16 protein-coding genes and 2 tRNA genes are annotated in these 18,697 nt (G+C 61.9%); 1 reads left to right on the forward strand and 17 read right to left on the reverse strand.

The annotated features are described in order from the left end of the window. Nucleotides 1–104: 104 nt before the first annotated feature. From ABIE49_RS06390 to ABIE49_RS06400, 3 genes are all read right to left on the reverse strand, one after another. Nucleotides 105–1,256 carry a slipin family protein gene (locus ABIE49_RS06390; protein WP_192734080.1) on the reverse strand — a complete coding sequence of 384 codons (1,152 nt, stop codon included), beginning with the start codon at nucleotides 1,254–1,256 and terminating at the stop codon, nucleotides 105–107. Between the two features lie 334 nt (nucleotides 1,257–1,590). After that, nucleotides 1,591–1,654 (reverse strand) — tRNA-Ser (locus tag ABIE49_RS06395). 8 nt (nucleotides 1,655–1,662) lie between these two features. Beyond that, a tRNA-Ser gene (locus ABIE49_RS06400) sits at nucleotides 1,663–1,731 on the reverse strand. Nucleotides 1,732–2,203: 472 nt separating this feature from the next. Here ABIE49_RS06400 and ABIE49_RS06405 point away from each other — a divergent pair. Continuing rightward, nucleotides 2,204–2,398: a hypothetical protein gene (locus ABIE49_RS06405; protein ID WP_192734081.1), complete on the forward strand. Its 195-nt coding sequence runs from the start codon at nucleotides 2,204–2,206 to the stop codon at nucleotides 2,396–2,398. Nucleotides 2,399–2,516: 118 nt separating this feature from the next. Here ABIE49_RS06405 and ABIE49_RS06410 read toward each other — a convergent pair whose 3' ends face one another. From ABIE49_RS06410 to ABIE49_RS06475, 14 genes are all read right to left on the reverse strand, one after another. Then, a complete protein-coding gene (locus ABIE49_RS06410) occupies nucleotides 2,517–2,678 on the reverse strand; it encodes a hypothetical protein (protein WP_192734082.1) in 162 nt (53 codons plus the stop codon). Nucleotides 2,679–2,911: 233 nt separating this feature from the next. Then, nucleotides 2,912–4,060 (reverse strand): tlde1 domain-containing protein, encoded by a 1,149-nt coding sequence (locus tag ABIE49_RS06415; protein ID WP_192734083.1) that lies wholly within the window; start codon nucleotides 4,058–4,060, stop codon nucleotides 2,912–2,914. Between the two features lie 246 nt (nucleotides 4,061–4,306). Next, nucleotides 4,307–5,593 carry an RtcB family protein gene (locus ABIE49_RS06420; RefSeq protein WP_354066628.1) on the reverse strand — a complete coding sequence of 429 codons (1,287 nt, stop codon included), beginning with the start codon at nucleotides 5,591–5,593 and terminating at the stop codon, nucleotides 4,307–4,309. A gap of 606 nt (nucleotides 5,594–6,199) precedes the next feature. Beyond that, a complete protein-coding gene (locus tag ABIE49_RS06425; protein ID WP_192734085.1) occupies nucleotides 6,200–6,895 on the reverse strand; it encodes a DUF899 family protein in 696 nt (231 codons plus the stop codon). Between the two features lie 81 nt (nucleotides 6,896–6,976). Next, nucleotides 6,977–8,515, reverse strand: coding sequence for a glycosyltransferase family 39 protein (locus ABIE49_RS06430; RefSeq protein WP_192734086.1), 1,539 nt, complete (start codon nucleotides 8,513–8,515; stop codon nucleotides 6,977–6,979). A gap of 7 nt (nucleotides 8,516–8,522) precedes the next feature. Continuing rightward, complete coding sequence (locus ABIE49_RS06435; protein WP_192734087.1) at nucleotides 8,523–9,656, reverse strand: glycosyltransferase family 2 protein; 1,134 nt, start codon at nucleotides 9,654–9,656, stop codon at nucleotides 8,523–8,525. Nucleotides 9,657–9,967: 311 nt separating this feature from the next. Beyond that, nucleotides 9,968–10,162 carry a hypothetical protein gene (locus tag ABIE49_RS06440; protein ID WP_192734088.1) on the reverse strand — a complete coding sequence of 65 codons (195 nt, stop codon included), beginning with the start codon at nucleotides 10,160–10,162 and terminating at the stop codon, nucleotides 9,968–9,970. 81 nt (nucleotides 10,163–10,243) lie between these two features. Next, entirely contained in the window at nucleotides 10,244–10,600 is a 357-nt protein-coding gene (locus tag ABIE49_RS06445) for a hypothetical protein (RefSeq protein ID WP_192734089.1), read from the reverse strand. A gap of 326 nt (nucleotides 10,601–10,926) precedes the next feature. Beyond that, nucleotides 10,927–12,438 carry a SulP family inorganic anion transporter gene (locus tag ABIE49_RS06450; RefSeq protein ID WP_192734090.1) on the reverse strand — a complete coding sequence of 504 codons (1,512 nt, stop codon included), beginning with the start codon at nucleotides 12,436–12,438 and terminating at the stop codon, nucleotides 10,927–10,929. Nucleotides 12,439–12,501: 63 nt separating this feature from the next. Continuing rightward, nucleotides 12,502–13,380 (reverse strand): formylglycine-generating enzyme family protein, encoded by an 879-nt coding sequence (locus tag ABIE49_RS06455; protein ID WP_192734091.1) that lies wholly within the window; start codon nucleotides 13,378–13,380, stop codon nucleotides 12,502–12,504. A 134-nt stretch (nucleotides 13,381–13,514) separates the two neighbouring features. Then, entirely contained in the window at nucleotides 13,515–14,882 is a 1,368-nt protein-coding gene (locus ABIE49_RS06460) for an arylsulfatase (protein ID WP_192734092.1), read from the reverse strand. A 128-nt stretch (nucleotides 14,883–15,010) separates the two neighbouring features. Continuing rightward, a complete protein-coding gene (locus ABIE49_RS06465; protein ID WP_502915986.1) occupies nucleotides 15,011–15,883 on the reverse strand; it encodes an ABC transporter ATP-binding protein in 873 nt (290 codons plus the stop codon). A gap of 2 nt (nucleotides 15,884–15,885) precedes the next feature. Next, on the reverse strand, nucleotides 15,886–16,863 hold the full coding sequence (locus ABIE49_RS06470; RefSeq protein ID WP_354066629.1) for an ABC transporter permease: 978 nt from the start codon (nucleotides 16,861–16,863) through the stop codon (nucleotides 15,886–15,888). 9 nt (nucleotides 16,864–16,872) lie between these two features. After that, nucleotides 16,873–18,309: an ABC transporter substrate-binding protein gene (locus tag ABIE49_RS06475; protein WP_192734094.1), complete on the reverse strand. Its 1,437-nt coding sequence runs from the start codon at nucleotides 18,307–18,309 to the stop codon at nucleotides 16,873–16,875. Nucleotides 18,310–18,697: the final 388 nt, after the last annotated feature.

Here is an 18,697-nt window from a genome sequence, read left to right on the forward strand (position 1 = left end):
GGGTTTTTGTTTTTCGGATTTTCGAAGGGCAGAAATCTCTCAAGCGTCATTCCACCAAAGCCCGCATTCACAGACGAAGGGCCGCCCGTAGGCGACCCTTCCTGTTACGCGTTTTCCGCCGGCTTCAGGCGAACCAGCTTGGTGAGCAGGGCATCGAAGCCCTGCCCGTCGCCGGCGTGAAGGTCGATACGGCCGACCTTCTCCACCAGCCGCTCGAGCGACTCCAGTTCCTTGAGCCGCAGCAGCAGCGGGTTCTCTTCCATCAGCTTGGCGGTGTTCAGAAGCGAGCGCGTCGCCGCGGTCTCTTCCTGCCGGCGGATCAAATTGGCCTTCGCCACCCGCTCCGCCTCCACCACCTTGTTCACCAGCTCGCGGATCTCGCCGGGCAGGATCACATCCTTCACGCCGAGCTCGTTCACCTCGACACCGCTGTCCACGATACGCTCGCGGACATAGTCCCGAAGCTCCGCATCGAGCGCTGCCTTTGCCGACAGCACCTCGTCGAGCGTGCGGCCGGCAACCGCCTCGCGGATCGCGAACTGCACCAGCCGGTACAGCCACGCATCCACGTCCGGCACCGAAGCTACGGCCCGCTCGGGATCGACGATCCGGCGGAACGCCGTCAAGGTCACCCGCAGCGCGATGCGGTCCCTGGTCAGCATTTCCTGCGCGGTGATCTCGACCGCCTGGGGCCGCAGATCGAGACGCTTGACCTCGATCTTGCGGCCGACGATCCAGAACGCGTGCCGGCCGGGCGCGAGCCGCTCCACCAGCCGGCCCTCGACATAGAGCAGGCCGGCTTCGTGGTTCTCGACCACCGCCTCCGTCACGACGGCCGAACGGTTACGGTCGATCATCGCCAGATGACGCGCCGTCACCCTGACATCGCCGGTCAGGTCGATGCGTTCGACATCGACCGATGTCGCGACCTTCCAGTAGACGCGCGCCTGCCAGGGCGTCATCAGCTGCATCGGACGGCCGTCGAGGTTGACGATGGCAACCTCATCCGCCTTGGTCTCGACCACCTCGAACAGCTCGGCCGCAAGATCGGGCCGCGCAGCCTTCAGCACCAGGTAACGCTCCACCGGAAATTCGGCGCGAACCACCTTGAATACCTCTGTCGTCAGTTCGTTGCGCGGATCAAACAGCCGATGCCGGCCGGGACCAAGCACGCGCTCGAGCCTGCCGTTCCGCGTCAGCAGCGCGCGCTCACCATCCTTCACCGTCACATGCGTCATCAGGAAATGCCAGTTCATGGCACGCCTCCATCATTGGCTTTCCGGCCATAGGTCGGAAAGCTGGTTTCGTCGAGAAGGAACTGAGGACCGAACGGCGCTTCCTGTAAGTCCGGCGGGCCGTGGTTTGAGCTTGCATGACGACGGGCGCACGCGCGCAATCGCCCGACAAATGTCGGGCGTTCGAACGGTTTTCCCGGCGTCAGCGCAAGCGGTATCCACCGCGGCGCAGAGCCGTTCGTACAGTGTCTAGGTTCGGACGAAGAGCCTTGCGGCAATGCGGCCGGACTGCGACTGAAGCGCGCGTCCGGTCCCCTTCAATGGGAATTCAGTTTTTTAAACTGAACCGGAGCGTTGGAACGGGATTCGAACCCGCGTCACGATGATTAGCAGTCATCTGCTCTACCACTGAGCTATCCTTCGGTTGTGCAAGAGACCGGAATCGAACCGATGCCTTCGGGTATCACCCCGACGCTCTCCATGAGCTACACCTCGCGTCTTCATTCGGCGGAACACGAAACCGGACACCGGCTCGCGCCAGTCGGGATCTCAGAGAGCCCGAACCCATGGCCTAGCGAAGGAGCGGGCTAATAAACGAAACATCTTTCAGTTGCAAGCGCGTTTTTCAAATTTCTGATGCATTGTGACTCCCCGTCACAGACATTCAACGAACCAACGTGCCCATTCACCGCACTTCGATGACGTGATGCCATCCGCTCGCCTGCCCGCGCCGCGACGCTGATGCCCTCGCGATGATGCAACTGTTGGCACGGGACCGTCGAACGATGGCGGTCGTCCGCAATCGGAAGGAGGGTTCCGTGGAGGGCGCGACTTTGTGCGGGGACCTGTGGCGCCTGTTATCCCAAAACAGTGATCTTCAGTTGGAACACGCGGAGCCCGTACGAGGTTAGATAGAATGCGCACCTTCGCGGCGGCGCTGATCGGCGGCCTTGGATTGGAGGCGGCACATGAAAATCATCGTGGACGAAGACGGAGACATCATCGCCAAAACGACGGACGACCATATTCTGATCGGCGGCCACCACCGCCTCGCGGTGGCGGCCAGCCTTAATCGAAAACTGTTCTGGCGAGATACCGGCGAACCTGTAAAGCTTGATCTATTCTTCAAGCATCATGGAAGTTCACTTCGACATACAGCCTAAGGAGGCTGCACATCGCAGGGATGAACCTCTCTTACGTTGTGGCCCGGATGACAATGGGTGCAGAAAGCCCCGCGCTACTGCGACGGGGCCTCCGCTCGTTTCTTTCAGACGGACTGCGTTATTTCGACATGTCCTGTGCAAATCTGACCGCCCCGTACCCGGCGAAAAAGCCGGTGCTGAACGCCGCCGCACCCACCAATATGAAGATAAAGCCGCCATTGACCTCATCGAGTTCCGCATCAGTCACGGTATCCGACGCAGCGATTTCGATTTCATCCATAGTTACGTCTCCTACCTTGGGTTGGTTGATACCGATGCACCAGTGCCTCGGCGATAGGAACGATGACTTATCGGCGGCGGTCGCACTGTTACGAAGATCACATTCTTCGGTGGGCCTAAGGGCGAACCCGGAGATGCATACGCCGCGGCCGATCGGACGCTAGTGTCAGAACCTTCTGCAACAATGATCGCTGCGGCGTATGGGTCCCTGCGTTGCAGAGACGACGAGCGACGTCACTGAATCCTGGCCAGCACCGCTAGACGCCGGATGCCCTGGTTCCGGTACGCGTTCAGGAAGGCGTAATAGTCCTTGAAGGAAACGCAGCCATTGGAATCGCCGCGGGCGCCGAGCATGTAGGTATGCGCCAGCAGGCCGTCACGGTTGAAGATCTTGTCCTGCCCGCCGATCGGCGTCAGTCGCAGCGCCGGCACGCCGTGGAACAGCGCCTCGCGTGGCTTCAGGTCATAGATATGCGGCGGCGTCACGCCCTGCATCCGCACATGCGCATAGCGCACATCGTCCATCTTGGCGCCGAGGCCTGAATGCGCTTCCAGCCTGGTGCCGTCGGGCAGATAGACCATCTTCGCCGAAATGTCGTAGACTGCGGTCTGTTTGTCGTAGGGCGGCGATCCACCCAGCATCGGATTCTGCGAACGGGTATCGGGAATGCTTCCGGTGACGCTGGCGTCGGCGGAAGCGTAGGACAACAGCCCGCCATGCGCGGGCTGCTTGCCCCACAATTTCTCGACCATGCTCGGCTTGTCGTTGGACGCAATCGACATCACCGCCGCCTTGGCGCGCTGCGCCATGTCGCGGACCGAAGCCCCGGATTCCTTGGCGGCAGGTTTGGCTTCAGCCTGCTTTGGCGCCGGGGCCGGAACGTTCAAGGCGACCTGAGTCGGCGCCTGCGAAGGGGCTTCCTTCGACTTCGGCGCTTCCGCAAGTCTCGGCGCTTCAGTCTTCTTCACATCGACCGGCGGCGAGACCTCCGCCACTTGGGTGGTTGCGATCGCCCTGGATGCCTCGCCTTGCGGCGCCGAGGCTGCAAACCTTTCGTTAAACATAATCGAAGGAGCGACGGTCGCGGGCGCGGAAATTTTCGGGGCCGACTGGGGCAGCGACGCGAACACCTCGTTGAAGGCGGGCCGCGCCGGACGCGACGCGACAATCGTGGAGCTTTTGACGACCGGCGGATCGAACGCCGCGCTGTTGATCGAGGGATAGACGCTGGAGGCGAAAATATTGCTGTAAACGGTCCAGGCACAGCCCAGCACCACGGCTGCGATCGCGACGCCGCCGAGGAAATGCTGAGGAATGACTTTCCGGGAAGATCTCTTGCGGTTGTGGGCCGCAAGGCCAAACGCACCGGTACTCGCACTCATTCGCCTTGCGTCCAGAACAACTCTACTAGGTCCCTGCTTGATGCCGCGCCCCAAAAGTTCCCGGGCAGCATCTCGCAAAGACACGGAGCGTCATTAAGGCGAGTTTTAGTTAAATGCAGATTAAACGCGGGCAGATCTAAGGCATGCGCAAATCATTGGAAGTCATGCGCAAATCAGCCCGTAAACATGCGGGGTTTCCGTGGAATCGGGACATCCGGCCGTTGGCCGGGTGTCCCATTTTGGCAATCAATCCTTGAACGGATCGAATTCGTTCTCGCCCGCCATGACGACGGCGAACGGACGCAGCGTGTGCTGCACCTTGATCGAGCAGGCATGCTCGGCAAGCACCTCGGGCAGCCTTCGATAGGCCATCGGGCTTTCGTCGAGATCGGCGCCGATCAACGTCACGCCGCGCGACTGCAGCCACGCATCCATCTCGACGCGCGTGAACCTGCGCTTGGCCTCCCTGCGGCCGAACATCCGGCCCGCGCCGTGAACCGTCGAGTAGAGCGACGCCTTCGCCTCGGGGCTGTCGACGCCTTCGACGATAACGGCGTCATCTCCCATCGATCCGCCGATGAAGCCGCGCTGTCCCGGAAAGGCCGGCGTCGCGCCCTTGCGCACAACCCACAAATCCTTACCCGCGTGATTTTCGCGCCAGGCATAATTGTGATGGTTATGAACCATGTCGGTGACGTTGCCGCCGATGATCTTGCGCACGCGCTCAATCACCCACTCCCGGCCGGCATAGGAATAGCGGCCGGCCAGTTGCATGGCCGCGATGTAGCGTCGCCCGATCTCGCTGTCCTCGTCGATGACCGCCGGCGGCACATTCATGCCGTCCTTGCCGCCCGCAGCCTTGAGGTAGCGGGTGGCACTGGTGTGGCCGAGACCGCGGCTGCCGAAGTGAACGCCGATCCAGACAAGTCCGGTCTCGTCGCGCATCAGGTCGACATAGTGGTTGCCCGATCCGACGGTGCCGAGCTGCGACACGGCCTTTTGCCGATACGCGCCCATGTCGGATTCTCGCCAGGCATCGCCGTCGTCGAACAGCTCGTGCTCGACGCGCTCCTCGTTGGTCCGCCCGACGCCAAACGAAATCGCCCTGTGCACGTCCTTGATGATGGTGCCGACATTGCTTTCGATCCGGCTGAACGGCGTATCGAGACGCACCGCCATGTTGCCGCAGCCGATGTCGAAGCCGACGCCGGAGATGCTGATCTGCTTCTCATAGGCGATCACGCCGCCGACCGGCTGGGCATATCCCAGATGACCGTCCGCACAGATCACGCCGGCCACGGCGTTGCCGACCGCCATGCAATTGCGCATCTGCGCGATCGTGGCGTCCTCGTGCTGGCCGAAGATCTTGAGTGGGCTGTTCTGGTATTGCGCAGCCTGCGGCTTGGTCGCGATGTCGGCACCAACAGCCGCCGCGTCACGCGCAAGCTTTTCCTTGCGCGCGGCATCGCGGAACGTGCACCAAGAGCGGCATCGGCCGCTGACCGGGACGATCAATCTTGGCGTCGGGGTCAAGCCCGGCTTCGATCGCCATGGCCCTGGCGCGCTCTTGAAACGGATCGGATCGCATCGGATCCTCCTTCCCTGCAATTCATATCGTATTGGAGGCCCAATCGAGACTCCATCGGAAGGTCTATGTCTGAAACGACACAGACCGGTTTGGCTTTGCAGGCAGGGAGGGGTTGCGAAGTGCAATTTGCCGCGGCGGACAATTTGCGGGATCTCTTCTCTCTGCCTGTGCGGCAGAGGGAAAATCCCGCTGCCTCTCACACTAGTAGTTCGTTCCGATTGGACGGTTCAATTTTCGAGGACACACTATGCGCACGCGCGACAACGCGACCGCGCCGGACGACCTGCAGGCCTGCATAACGCGTCGGATAGGTGGCTCGATGTTGCATCGTCTTCCCGTGAGATCGGCAGAAGTGCGCGTCCAGATACAGCAAATTCCGGAATTGTAAATAGTCTTGCACGCCACGGATGCAAATCCGACGCCCGTCCATCGCCGGTCCTGCCCGAGGAGCTAGAGCCTTTTCCGTTCCGATGGAATCGGAACGCGGCTCTAGATTCTTGTTTTGACGCGTTTTCTTCACGCGAACCGGTGTCCACTTCGCTGGAAACGCTCTAATAGCTCAAGCTCGGATACCAGTCCTTGTCGCGGCCTTCAGGCGTGGTGTCCAAAAGGGCCCACAGCGGATCGAGGTCGGGTGCCCCACGCGGATCCTGGCCGGGGTCGGCGGTACCCTGCCCCATTTCGCCGGACAAGAAATGACGGATCGAACCGTCGCGGCGCGTGAACACGTTATAGCCGGGCATATCGGCATCCGCGGCGCTGACGTAATCGCGGGTGTAATCGCCAGACGGATCGGAATAGATCCTGTGCTGTGTCCAGCCGCGCGCCTTCTTCGCTTCGATCAATCGCGCGATCGGCGAGCGCGCGACGAACACAAACGCGATGCGTTGCTCGACATCTTGCAGCTTGGCTGCCCACGTGGCCATGAACGACGTGCACATCGGACACGGCTGATCGCGTTGCGGCCCGAACATGTAACTGTAGATCACGAGCGTCTGCTTGTTGCCGAACAGATCAGGCAGCGTGGCTTTGCCGCCTTCGCCTACGAACGAATAGGTCTTCGTCACCTCACCGCCGGGCGGCAATGCGCGGCGCATTTCGGCGACGCGCTCGATGTGGCGACGGAGTTCGATTTCCTCAGCGAGCAATTGCTCGCGGGCACGGCGATATTCGGCGCTTTCATTGGGAATGCGCGCGGTATTGCCGCGGGCGAGTTCAGCGGCGGGCTTCAGGCTGGAACCGGACATGGGCATGACCTCACGATTGGACGGCGTGCTGGGTTCCCTACAAGACGATCCCAATGCGGCCATTCCGACATGACCATCGGACTATTTTCGGCGCAACCAAGCCGGCAAAATACTGTTTTCCAGCGCCAGTTCCGGCGGCGGGGAACCGTCGAGCACTTTCCCCTTCGGTCCCTCCAGCAGATCGAGTTCGTAGGTCTCGACGACAAGCGGACCGCGCTTGCGCGTGACCTCACCGACCTTCTCGACGCGGGCAAATTCGTCCTTCAACGGATGATCGCCGGGCAAGGCCTCGCGAACATACAGCTGCCTGCCGCCGAGCTGCGCCGCCGTCGGCTCGGGCATGTTGACCCACCGGATGCGCTGACCTTGCTGAGCAACGCAGGTTCCCTTCGGCAGATAGAACGCGAGCCAGCCGGTGGTGCCGTAATCCGGCGCGAGCACGCAGGATGCGCCCGCGCGCGCCCGCACCGCCTCGATCTCGCCTGCGATTTCGCGCCAGCCGACGCCGACGCTGCGCACCGTGGCGTCGCGGCGATAACCCGAGAGCATGCCGGTGTTGGCCTGCACGATCAGGATGGCAAACATTACGATGCCTGTCGGCGCCGCCCAGCGCAGGCAGAAATTGACGGTGCGCTGCTCACGCTTTTCCCATGGCACCAGATGGGCTGCATAGGCCGCCGCGACCACAAACGCCGGGTAGACCGGTGCGAACCAGTTGGCCTCGACGCGGGCGTGCAGCGAATGCCAGACGAAATAGGCGACGATGGTCCAGAACATGGTGCTGACCAGCACGCGCGCCGGCAACGCGCCGGCGCGACGCTGAAACAACGCATAGAGACCCATCGCGCCGAGAATCCATACCAGCGGCGTTGCGAACGCGATCTGGGTCGGAATCAGCTCGGCGATGAAGGCCGGCTTGAAATCTTCGATCCGAGCCCGGCCCATCTGCTTGATGAAAGACACCCAATGATGATCGGCGTTCCACAGAATGACCGGCGAAAACATCAGGAACGCGACGAGGCCACCGAGATAGGCCCATGGCGAGATCAGCCAGCGCCGCAGTTTCGGAACCACCACCAGCCAGATCAGGATCGCGGGGCCGAAGAACAGCGCGGTGTATTTTGACAACAGCGCAGCGCCCGTGGCGAGACCGACCGCCAGCCACCACGCACCGCGTCCGGTCTCGAGCACCTTGGCCAGCGAAAACAGCACGAAGCTCGAGGCTACCAGGAGCGGCGCGTCCGGCGTGACGATCATGGTGCCGACCGCGGCCATCAGCGTGACGTTGAGCAGGATCGCCGACGTCGTCGCCACCCGCCTGCCGCCGAACAGCACGGCGGCGGTCTGGTACACCGCCCAACTCATCGGCAATGCCAAGAGGATCGAGACCAGACGGACGCCGAGTTCGGTGTCGCCCGCAATCATGGTGCCGAGGCGGATCACGAACGCCACCATCGGCGGATGGTCGTAATAGCCGCCGGCCAGATTCTTCGACCACATCCAGTAATAGGCTTCGTCGAAGGTGATCGGCGTGTAGGCGGCGGCTACCAGCCGTACCACCACCAGCGCCAGGATCGTCAGAACCGTGTTGAGGACAAGCCGCGCCTCGTTCGGATTCATTTTTGGATCATCGCTTGCGCCAGACGAACAGTCCGGACATCGCGTAGTTCCAGACCACGCCCATCAGCGCGCCCGCCGCTCCCGCCAGCCACCAGATCGGCTCCTGGTCGTAGACCGAGAACGCGACGCCGACATTGGCGAACAGGCCGACGCTGCAGACGAGGTAAAACAGCAGCAGGCCGCGCAGGATGGCAAAACCCTTCAGGCGTTGATCGCGATAGGTGAGAAAATTGTTCAGGATGAAATTGCTGGTCATCGCCACCAGCGCGCCGACGGCCTGCGACTCCGCGAACGGCATGTTGAAGAGTTGGTTCGCGATGAACAGCGCCGCGAGATGCACGATGAGGCCGATCGAGCCGACCATCGCAAACAACAGAAAGCGCAGCGAGACCACGTCGTGAGTGAACTTGGCCAGCACCAGACCCAGGAAATCCAGCGCCACCATCGAATCGAGCTTGCTCTCGCCGTGCTGGCGCGAGCCGAAGGTGAAGGGAACCTCGACCGTGCGCAGCTTGCCTTGCGCGGAAGCTACGATGTCGAGCAGGATCTTGAAGCCTTGCGTCGAAAGCTGCGGCGCCAGCTGCTCGAAGCGGTCGCGGCGGATCATGAAGAAGCCGCTCATGGGATCGGCGATCTCGACCTTGAGCACGCGCCTTGCAACTTCGGTTGCAAGCGCGCTGATGCCGGCGCGTCCCTTGTTGAAACTGTCGGCGCTGCCGCCCTCGACATAGCGGCTGCCGACGACGAGTTCGGCCTCGCCACGTTGCAAGAGGCCCACCATCTTCGGCAGCTGGGTCTCGTCGTGCTGCAGATCGGCGTCGATGACGGCCGCATAGGGCGCGCTGGCGGCGAGAATGCCCTCGATGCAGGCCCCCGACAGGCCGCGCCGCCCGATCCGGCGGATACAGCGGACGCGGGGATCCTTCTGCGCCAGGCCGCGCACCACTTCCCAGGTGCCGTCAGGGGAATTGTCGTCGACGAACACGACTTCCCAGGCGATGTCCTTGAGGGTCGCGTCCAGCCGCCGGTAGAGGACGGTGACGTTGTCGCGCTCGTTAAAGGTAGGGACGACGACCGAAAGCTGGGGCAAACCGGCGGCCTGCGACGGGTTTTCGGGGCCCGGTTTGATGGCTTGATTCATGGGGCCAGCGTATATCCGCAGCCGCTGGGGATGCCAAGGCGCCGCCAGCACTACCAATGGCGCCACCAGCAATCGAAGCCGCCGCCAAAGCAGGGACGCGGGACCGGGTTTCAGGTGGGGAAAACGGGCCAAAAAGGCCCCCAAAATGCCAACGACCACGAACAGAGGGCGCGCGTACATCCGGCGCAGCCAAACTATTCATGGTCGTCCCAGCGCCGGAGCTGCTTAATGCTCAACGTCGCCGTTAGGAGCAAGATAAGGATGCGAGGGGCCTTCCGCAAGGGGGTGGCCTAACCCCTGCCCTGCGTCAATTAATTCGGGACTTCCCGGATCACCGGTCCCCGTGGTGCGGGCGCCGCGGGCGCCATCTGGGACGGTTGCTGGACGGCGGCCGGCTTCGGCGCCGGCTTGCCAAACTGCCCGATCGGCCCATAGGCGATCGCAACCACCAGCACGATCGAGGCGACAATGGCACCCAAGATACCGGCTATCGACTCAGAATTCATACCCGACAATCCCCCGTCTGATCGGGAATCAATATCACGGAAGGCCGGATTGGTGGAATAGGCTGACGAACGCCGGGTTGGCTACTTCGACGCGGCTTTGCGCCTTGCGAACGCCGTCACGATGTCCTTCTGGGCGAAGGCGATGGCATCGTTGGCCGTCGTCAGGTTCGCGCCCGCATCCTTGTCCGGGGACTGGATCCCGAGAAAGCCCACCAGCGCCACCCGGAAACTCTGCCGCTCGGACGCACAGGCAGCGGCGATCAACGCACCAAATTCCTGTTCCGGCATGTTCTTGTTGCTCTCCCGCGGATACTCGCGGGCCAGGCAGTTCCAGTAGGCGTCACGCCCCGAAACCGCCAATTTGCGCGCGTCACCGACCTCGTCGGCGAGAACAGGGAAAGTTGTCATCACGACCAATGCGGCGATCAGGATGCGCATCCTTTTCTCCATTTTTGTTTTGCGTAGCCCGCCCCGCGATCGAGGCAACCGTGCACAGCACGGTTTCAGCGAGTTGGCCAATCACGATTGATTGGGCTGGCCTGGAGTACGCGCTGTCGGATAAGGTGCCGGATCCGCGATCAACGCCGCATCTCAGGAGCTTGTGCTGTGGCGCGCGCTTCGCTTTGACGCCGGCCCGGCCCCGCGCATGTAATGCCGCTCCGGCCGGTAGCGGCCGGACCAATTTCGCATCATCCTGCGGACGAATGTCGACAGCCATTGAAAGAATGCCATCGGAAGCTCCTTCTCGTTCCGCGTTCCGAAATTCAGGCGCCGAGTTGGCCGGTCAGCCGCTCGTGGAACGAGGAGCTGCGCTGGTCGAGCCCAACGAACGTGACTGACGCGCCATGGTCGCGGTATTTGGTTTCAATCGAATCCAGCGCCGCGACGCTCGAAGCGTCCCAGATCTGGGAATAAGTGAGATCGATCAGGACGCGCTTGGGATCTGCGCCGTAGGAGAAGCGCTCGACGAGGTCGTTGCTGCTGCCGAAGAACAGCGGTCCATGGACGTGATAGCGAACCGAAAGGCCGTCTTCGCTGAGCGTGCGGTCGGCCCGGATGACATGGGCGACCCGGCGCGCGAACAACACCATCGCCAGCAACACCCCGACGGCGATCCCGATCGCGAGATTGCCGGTGGCAACCGTGACGGCAACGGTCAGAACCATCACCAACGTTTCCGGGATCGGCATGCGCTTCAGCGTCGTAGGCCGGATGCTGTGCCAATCGATGGTCTTGAGGGCTGCGATCATCATGACGGCGGCGAGCGCCACCATCGGAATTTGCGCCATCAGGTCGCTGAGCGCAGTGACCAGCACCAGCAGCACGAGTGCGGCGACCGCCGTCGATATCCTGGTGCGGCCCTGCCCGATCTTCACGTTGACCACGGTCTGGGCGATCATCGCGCATCCGCCGATGCCGCCATAGAACCCGGCGGCGATATTGGCGACGCCGAGCGCCCAGGACTCCTTGCCCTTGTGCGAGCGTGTGTCGGTCAGGTCGTCGACCAGCTTGGCCGTCAGCAACGTCTCGAGCAGGCCGACAAAGGCGACGCTGAGCGCCGTCGGCCAGATGATGCTGAGCGTTTGAAGGTTGAGCGGAACGATGAACGCCGTAAGGCCCGGCAGTCCCGGCGCCATGGCCCCCTCGCCGCCGACATTGGGCACGGTCAGATGCCCCACCATTACGATCGCGGTCACAACGATGATGGTGACCAGCGGCGCCGGCACTGATGTCGTGAAACGGGGCATGATGAGGACAATGGCGATCGTCAGCGCGAACAGCGGATAGACCAGCCATGGCACATTGAAGATGTGAGGCACCTGTGCGGCGAAGATCAGAATGCCGAGCGCATTCACAAAACCGATCATCACCGAACGTGGAACGAAGCGCATCACCCGTGCCAGTCCGGCAAAGCCAAAGACGATCTGGATGATGCCGGCAAAAAGGATGGTCGGCAGGATGTAGCCGACGCCATGCACCTTCACCATCGGCCCGATCACCAGCGCGATCGAGCCCGCCGCCGCGGTGACCATCGCAGGCCGGCCACCGAGCGCCGACATCACCAGGCACAGCACGATGGAAGAGACCAGCGCCACCTTGGGATCGACGCCGGAGACAAAGGAGAACGAAATCACCTCCGGAATCAGCGCCAGCGCGGTGACGATGCCGGCCAGCGACTCGCGGACGAAAAGGTTGGGCGCACGCAGCACCGCGCCGATCGACGGCGAGTCTTCAAACTGGAGTTGCGCGTTGGTCGTTGTGCTGGCGGCCTGCATGGGAAACTTCCGAAAGATGGTTGGCGATGCTCCGGCCCGCGCCGGTTGCGAAAGAGATTCTCGTCAGGTGCCCGGTGGTTGACGCACGACGCAGCGGAAGCCGATATGACAGGTAGAGGAATCGACGGTTTCGCCCTGGCGCGCCGACGGCCGGTAACGCAAGCAATAATTCGGCGCGCACAGATGCGAACCGCCCTTCACCACCCGGCGCACGGATGTGTCGTCGCCGGGCTTCGGATGACAGCACGATTGCTGTTGCTGCTCCTGCTCGGCGCCATAAGGGCTCGACGTCCATTCCCAGGTGTTGCCGACCATGTCGAACAGGCCGTAGCCGTTGGCCGGAAACGCATCGACCGGCGACGTCCCCTCGTGGCCGTCGTCGGCCGAATTCTGGTAGGGAAAATGGCCCTGCCAGGTGTTGGCCATGAACTGGCCGTCCGGATTGGAGGCATCGCCCCAGGGATAGGCCTTGCCTTCCAGACCGCCGCGCGCGGCGAATTCCCACTCCGCTTCGGTCGGAAGCTCCTTGCCGGCCCACGCCGCGTAAGCGAGCGCGTCCTCGTAAGCCACATGCACGACAGGATGATTTTCGCATCCTGCAATAGAACTCTCCGGCCCCTGCGGACGCCGCCAGTGGGCGCCTGGCCTGTATTCCCACCAGGCGAGGTTGTTGCGCAGGTTCACCGGATGATCGGGCTTCTTGAACACCAGCGAGCCCGGCACCAGCATTTGTGGATCGGCGTCGGGATACATCGAAGGGTTCGGCGGGCGTTCGGAATAGGTGACGTATCCGGTCGCCTCCACGAATTTTCGAAACTCGGCGTTGGTGACGGGATAGGTGTCGATCCAGAACCCGTCGACGGAGGCAGGACGCACCGGGCGTTCCTCCCGATAGAAGCTGTTGGAGCCCATCAGGAAAGAGCCGCCCGGGATCCAGACCATGGAATCGCGGTTGATTGTGCCAGGCGTTACGCCCGTGTTTGGTTGGCCAGGGAGCGAGCAGCAGCCCGCTCCCCGGCGATTGCCGGTTGCACCCTGCGCGACGTCAGCCGCTATCCTCGGTGCAGACATCGTCCTCAAGCCTTCTGGCGCTGCTTCGGCACGAAATCGAGTGCCGCGCCCGGCGGAATCAGTTCCTCCTTCTTGGCGCTCTCCTCGAAGTCGCGGATGATGCGCTGGGCGTGCTGCATCACCCACCAGCGAACGTAGCGCTGGTTGACGGCGTCACGTTCCTTCGGGTCTTCCTTCAGATGCGTGATGCGGGCAAAGCCGAGCGCCAGCTCCGGATCATGGAAGTGCTGCTGCCGCTTGAAGTTGATCTTGAAGTCCTTCCACTTCACAGCGTGCAGCTCGTCCTTGAGCCAGACGATGCAGGACTCGCGGTTGGACGTTTCCTTCTTGCCGAGGAAGAACTCGCTCTGGTCGACGCCGTCGATCAGGCGATCCTTGGGTGCCTCGCAGCCGGTCATGGACAGCAGCGTCGTGAACATGTCGGTGACATGAACCATCTCGTTGCTCTCGGTGCCCGGCTTGATGTGGTTCGGCCAGCGGATCAGGAGCGGCGTACGAATGCCGCCTTCCGCCGAACTGAAGTACGAGCCGTCGAAGAAGCCGCCAGTGCCGCGTCCGGCGAGATGGTCCTCGGCGCCGTTGTCACCGCACATCACGACGATGGTGTTGTCGCGAACGCCGAGTTCGTCGAGCTTGTCGAGCAGCACGCCGAAATCATGGTCCAGCATCAGCAGGCAATCGCCCCAGTCGCCATTGGTGCTCTTCCCGACGAATTCGTCGCGCGGGCTCATCGGGAAGTGCATCAGCGAGTGGTTGAAGTAGCAGTAGAACGGCTGGTCCGCCTTGACGGACTTCTCCATGAACTTGATGGCGCGCTTCTGGTATTCGAGATCGCAGGTTTTCTTGGTCTCCATGGTGAGTTGCTCATCGAGCAGCGGCCATGCACCCTTGCCCTTGACGCCCTCATGCATGTGCGAGAAGCCGTCGCGTTCTGCGACATAATGCGGGTCGGTCAGCCACATGCATTCGTCATAGGTACGCAAGGGGCCGTACCATTCGTCAAAGCCGTGGTCGGTCGGGAAACGGCCGTCCTCGGCGCCGATGTGCCATTTGCCGTAGATCGAGGTCGCATAGCCGGCATCCGACAGGATGGTGCCGATGGTGCGTTCCCATTTGACGATACCGCCGCCATTGCCGCCGAGCGCGATGGTGTGGTTGCCCGAGCGAATGGGGAAACGGCCGGTCATCAGCGCCGAACGCGTCGGCGTGCACTGCGGCTCGACGACGTAGTGCGTCAGCTTGGCGCCTTCCTTTGCGAACTGATCCATGCGCTTGGTATCGGCGCCGCGCAGAATGCCGCCGCCGTAGCAACCGAGTTCGCCCATGCCCAGATTGTCGACATGGAAAAACAGAATGTTTGGTTTCTTTGCCATTGAATGCTCCGATTTGTGGACACGAGGCGTGAGTCATCGTTGACGCGCGCGCCTGTTTGCGTCTGTGCTTGATTGCTGTGATCGATTCTTGGGTTCGCGCCTGTCAGGCCGCGACGTTCAAAGTTACGTCAGAAGATTTCGCCTACTCCTTTCGGTCCCACTTTCATTCCAAAGCCAGATAGGCCTCGATCCTTGATCTCCGGCGCCATGGCGGCGAGCGACTCTTCGCGGATCAGACCCTTGAGCTCCTGCACCAGGTTCATGAACTCCGGCGTGTCGGTCATCTCGGCCGTGCGCGGACGCGGCAGCGGCACCTTGATGACAGCCTTGATGCGGCCCGGTCGCGCGGTCATGACGTAGATGCGGTCGGAAAGGAAAATCGATTCTTCGATGTCGTGCGTGATGAACAGCACCGAGATACGGAACTGCTGCCAGATGTTGGTGAGGATCTCCTGCATCACGACCCGCGTCTGCGTGTCCAGCGCGCCGAACGGCTCGTCCATCAGCAGCACCTGCGGGCTTGTCGCCAGCGCACGGACGATGCCGATGCGCTGCTTCATGCCGCCGGACAGTTGATCCGGATAATGGTTTTCGAACGAGAGCAGCCCGGCCAGATCGAGCAGCGCCCGTGCCGTGGAGTTGCGCTTGCCTTGCTCGACGCCGGCCATCTTGAGGCCGAACTCGACGTTCTTGCGAACCGACAGCCACGGAAACAGCGAGTATTGCTGGAACACCACGCCACGGTCGGAACCGGGCTTGGTGATCGCCTTGCCATCGAGCAGGGCCTCACCGCGGGTCGGCTTGACGAAGCCGGCCACGATGCTGAGCAAGGTCGACTTGCCGCAACCGGAAGGCCCGATCAGCGAGACGAACTCGCCCGGCTGCACGTTGAGCGAGACATTGTCGACGGCAACGACCTTGTTGTCGTTGGCGCCGAACGTCACGCCCATATCGCGAACGTCGATGAAGCCCTTGCTGACTTCGGTTTCCGCCATGGTCATGCTCATCGCCGGCCTCCGGGTGCGAATGCGAGCCAGGGCATCAGAAGGACGCCAACCATCCGGATGATGCCGCTGCACGCCAGTCCAAGGACACCGATCGTGATCATGCCGAGCACGATCGCGGGATAGTCCACCAGTGAGTAGGCTTCCCAGGTGAAGTAGCCGACGCCGAATTGACCCGAGATCATCTCGGCGGCAATCAGCGAAACCCAGGCCACGCCCATGCCGACGGCAAGACCCGTGAAGATGTGCGGCAACGAGCCAGGCAGGATCACGTTCATGAACAGCCGGATCTCGCTGGCGCCGAGGCAACGAGCCGCCCGTACCAGCACGCCATCCAGTGAATGAACCCCGTGAATGGTGTTGAGCAGGATCGGAAAGAAGGCGCCGATAAAGGTAATGAAGACGATGCTGGCTTCGTTGTTCGGCCACAGCATGATCGACATCGGCACCCAGGCGATCGCCGGAATCGGCCGCATGATCTCGACGACAGGCATGAAGAAGTCGCGCACGCGCTCGTACTTGCCGATCGCCAGCCCGAGCGGCACCCCGATGATGGTCGCGATCATGAAGCCGAGCAGAATGCGTCGCACGCTCATCGCGATATTGAAGAGGTATTTGTTCGACAGCCCGACCTGCGTCAGCTGCTGATACACTTCATAGGGCGTCGGAACGTTCTTGAAGCGGATGTAGAATTCCAGCCTGTACTTGGTGCCGAGATACCAGAACAGGAACAGGGCCCCGATCGAGATGCAGGCAAGCAACGCCGTGATCATCCGCTCGCGGGTCACATACCCGAGCAGGCCCAAAAACACCTTGGTGAGCGAGACCGTGGGGATCGGCTCCGCTTCCGGCACCGGAATTTCCGCTGCGGACATTTGGGCTGCGGAGGCTTTCACCTCCGCCGCCACCGGCTCAGGATCGGCGTGCTTGTCGACCATAGGGAGCGCCACAATCTTGGCTGTTGCCGTGCTGCCCATCGGATTCCCCTACTGCCCCAGGTTGATGGCGCCGAGGACTTCGGCATAGGTGGCAAGCTTGCCGCCATTTTTGGCTGCATAGGCTTCCGCATCCTTCTTGAGCAGGAACGGCACGACATCCGGCTTCTTCGGATCCTGGCCGCCGACCGAATAGAACGCGGCGTCGGCGAACACCTTGATGCCGAGCTCGCGGTCGACCAGATAGACGGCGTTGAACTTCTTGCCTTCGGAGCCGTACTTCTTCAAGCCGAGCAGCGTGCAGACCGGTGAACTGAACGGCACGATGTCGCCGCCCTGGATCCAGATCTCGCCGGTTTGCAGGGGATTGTTGACCGGCGTGTTGCAGACCGGATCGGTGCCGGTGACGTTATAGGTGTCATACGAAGCAAGCTGCTTGTCGTAGTCGAGCCCGAGTTCCCTGTAGGTCGCCCGCACATAGCTGTCGTTGACCCAGGCGCCGATGTTCAGTTCCTTGATCATGTTGAGCTTCTGCAGGATAGCGTAATTTGCGCCGACAGCTTCGACCCATTTCGGCTTGATGGTCGCATCGAGCGTGTGCACGCCGCCGGGACCCAGGAAGATGTAGATCACTTCCTTGTTGATCTTGGTCCACTCCTCGATCTTCTCGGCCGCAAACTTCGGGTTCTTGCGCATCCAGTCGTTCGCCTCCATCAACGCCTTGATGTAGGCCACCACGATCTCCGGATACTTCTCGCCGAAATCCTTGCGCACGACGACGCCGTGGAACGTCGGCACCTTGGTTTCGGCGCCGTCATAGATCTTGCGGGCAAAGCCTTTGAACGGCAGCAATTCGGCGAACGGCACGAAGTCGCCATGCGCGTCGATACGCTTTTCCTGCAGATTGGTGGTGCCGACTTCCGGCGATTGCGAAACCAGGCTCCAGAAATCGGGCGGCAGGCCGCGCTTCTGCAGCGAGGTGAGCATCATGCCGTGCGCGGCGGAGCCGAACGGCACCGATACGTTCTTGCCTTTGAGATCGGCGAGTTCGTAGAACGACGAGTCCTTGTGGACGACGATGCCGTTGCCGCCGCCAAATGCGTTGTAGGCGATGATCGCGACGAGCTGCGTTTCGTTCTTGGTCGCCTGCCCGGTGGCGCCATTCACCATCAGCGGGTAGTCGCCCATCATGCCGATCTGGATGTTGTTGGCCATCATGCCGTTGGTGATCGGCGGACCGGAAGTGGCGTTCTGCCAGCTCAGCTTGTACTGGATGTCCTTGTACTTGCCGGTCTTCGGCAGGTGCTTCTCCAGGAGACCAAGCTCCTTCAGCACGACGCCGCCGGTCACGGTGTTGGTCGTCGTATTCTGTGTGCCGATCCCGATCTCGAGCGTCTGAGCGCTCGCCTGTCCGGGCGCCAATGCGATGGCTGCCGCAGCGATCAAAGGAAGGAAGCCAGGGAGTTTAGACGCAGGGCCGATGCTCATGGGACAAATCCTTTCGAACCAAACTGTGCGGTGTGACTTGCATGGCCCATGCTGAATCCCCCGGCCACGGCGAAGGGCGGCAGGGTTACTCGGCGCTGAGCAGACTGACTGGCTTGATGACCCTGATGGTGCAAACGACATGCCATCAGACCAATTCTGACGGCGCGGACGGCTTCCGGTTCGCGAAGGCCCGGTTCGCGAAGGGCGTGGCTAACGAAGGGAGTGGTAGGCGTCATTTGCCGCGAACTCGCTTGCTTCCATCACGGACGCGATCACGTCCGGTCAGCAAGTTCTGAACGGCCTCCTCAGAATCCGAAACGACGAACGCTTCGAACCAGCAACGTATTGCTAAGAAATTTGCGGATGCTCAATTAATGTACAGATATTG

Source organism: Bradyrhizobium sp. OAE829, from assembly GCF_040546575.1.
Taxonomy (GTDB): Bacteria; Pseudomonadota; Alphaproteobacteria; order Rhizobiales; family Xanthobacteraceae; genus Bradyrhizobium.

Excerpts from the sequence above, each read along its gene's own strand:
- ABIE49_RS06390 (WP_192734080.1), bottom strand. The coding sequence starts at position 1,256 with ATGAACTGGCATTTCCTGATGACGCATGTGACGGTGAAGGATGGTGAG.
- ABIE49_RS06405 (WP_192734081.1), top strand. The coding sequence starts at position 2,204 with ATGAAAATCATCGTGGACGAAGACGGAGACATCATCGCCAAAACGACG.
- ABIE49_RS06410 (WP_192734082.1), bottom strand. The coding sequence starts at position 2,678 with ATGGATGAAATCGAAATCGCTGCGTCGGATACCGTGACTGATGCGGAA.
- ABIE49_RS06415 (WP_192734083.1), bottom strand. The coding sequence starts at position 4,060 with ATGAGTGCGAGTACCGGTGCGTTTGGCCTTGCGGCCCACAACCGCAAG.
- ABIE49_RS06425 (WP_192734085.1), bottom strand. The coding sequence starts at position 6,895 with ATGTCCGGTTCCAGCCTGAAGCCCGCCGCTGAACTCGCCCGCGGCAAT.
- ABIE49_RS06430 (WP_192734086.1), bottom strand. The coding sequence starts at position 8,515 with ATGAATCCGAACGAGGCGCGGCTTGTCCTCAACACGGTTCTGACGATC.
- ABIE49_RS06435 (WP_192734087.1), bottom strand. The coding sequence starts at position 9,656 with ATGAATCAAGCCATCAAACCGGGCCCCGAAAACCCGTCGCAGGCCGCC.
- ABIE49_RS06440 (WP_192734088.1), bottom strand. The coding sequence starts at position 10,162 with ATGAATTCTGAGTCGATAGCCGGTATCTTGGGTGCCATTGTCGCCTCG.
- ABIE49_RS06445 (WP_192734089.1), bottom strand. The coding sequence starts at position 10,600 with ATGCGCATCCTGATCGCCGCATTGGTCGTGATGACAACTTTCCCTGTT.
- ABIE49_RS06450 (WP_192734090.1), bottom strand. The coding sequence starts at position 12,438 with ATGCAGGCCGCCAGCACAACGACCAACGCGCAACTCCAGTTTGAAGAC.
- ABIE49_RS06455 (WP_192734091.1), bottom strand. The coding sequence starts at position 13,380 with ATGGTCTGGATCCCGGGCGGCTCTTTCCTGATGGGCTCCAACAGCTTC.
- ABIE49_RS06460 (WP_192734092.1), bottom strand. The coding sequence starts at position 14,882 with ATGGCAAAGAAACCAAACATTCTGTTTTTCCATGTCGACAATCTGGGC.
- ABIE49_RS06465 (WP_502915986.1), bottom strand. The coding sequence starts at position 15,883 with ATGACCATGGCGGAAACCGAAGTCAGCAAGGGCTTCATCGACGTTCGC.
- ABIE49_RS06470 (WP_354066629.1), bottom strand. The coding sequence starts at position 16,863 with ATGGGCAGCACGGCAACAGCCAAGATTGTGGCGCTCCCTATGGTCGAC.
- ABIE49_RS06475 (WP_192734094.1), bottom strand. The coding sequence starts at position 18,309 with ATGAGCATCGGCCCTGCGTCTAAACTCCCTGGCTTCCTTCCTTTGATC.